Source organism: Acinetobacter sp. NRRL B-65365, assembly GCF_001605865.1.
Lineage (GTDB): Bacteria > Pseudomonadota > Gammaproteobacteria > Pseudomonadales > Moraxellaceae > Acinetobacter > Acinetobacter vivianii.
On the sequence record NZ_LRPD01000055.1, the window covers coordinates 1 to 1,066 of the forward strand.

Consider the following 1,066-nt stretch of genomic DNA (forward strand, 5'->3'; position numbering starts at 1 on the left):
TGTCGCCAGTCGTGATGCTATCGAACTTCGCATCTTTCAACAATTCAATCTTGATACCATCTTCTGTGGTACGTGTGATTACGTTCTCACCGCTGGTCTTGTCTTCTGCTGTTGCAGCATCAGCTCCACCTACGATGTTTAACTTGTCACCCAACTTACGGTGTACATCTTTACCCGCATTGCCAGCAAAGTTCAGACCTTTATTGGTCAGGTCATTCACGCCATTAGTCACTTTGTCATCAACTGACTTGATCGCATCATTGATGTTGTTTTTGCCTGTGCCACCAATGTTATTGGTTGTAATGCTACCGTCTGGATTAACCGTCGTATTACCACCAATGCTGTTCTTGATGCTGTCAGAGATATTCTTCACCTGACCGCCATTCACTGCATCTTTAGATCCATTGGCAATTGAACCATCAGCAACGTTAGTAATAACCTTGTTACCCGCGTTGATGCCATCTTTAGTGATGCTTGGGCCATCTTTAATGGTTAAGCCATTGTTGTTTAATACGCTGTCGCCAGTCGTAATGCTGTCGAACTTCGCATCTTTCAACAATTCAATCTTGATGCCATCTTCTGTGGTACGTGTGATCACGTTCTCACCGCTGGTCTTGTCTTCTGCTGTTGCAGCATCCGCTCCACCGATGATGTTTAACTTGTCACCCAACTTACGATGTACGTCTGCACCGGCATTGCCCGCAAAGTTCAAGCCTTTGTTTTCCAACTCGGTCTTGGTGTTCGTGATCGTGTTGTTTAACTCAGTCTTGGTATCTGTGATCTGGTTGGTTAACTGATCTTTAGTATCATTTAACTTGTTGTTAGTATCCGTGATCTGGTTACCCAAGTCTTTCTTCGCATCGTCTAACTTGTTGTTGGTATCGGTGATCTTGCCGTCCAAACCATCTTTAACATTGGTTAACTGGTCAACATTGACTGCATCTTTACCATTTACACCATCAGCAACGTTAGTGATGACTTTATTACCCGCGTTGATGCCATCTTTAGTGATGCTTGGACCATCTTTGATGGTTAAGCCATTGTTGTTTAATACGCTGTCGCCAGT

General features: G+C 43.9%; 1 pseudogene. It reads right to left on the minus strand.

The features are described from left to right. Positions 1–1,066 (minus strand): annotated as a pseudogene (locus tag AWW72_RS16395) (YadA-like family protein); the annotation flags it as partial.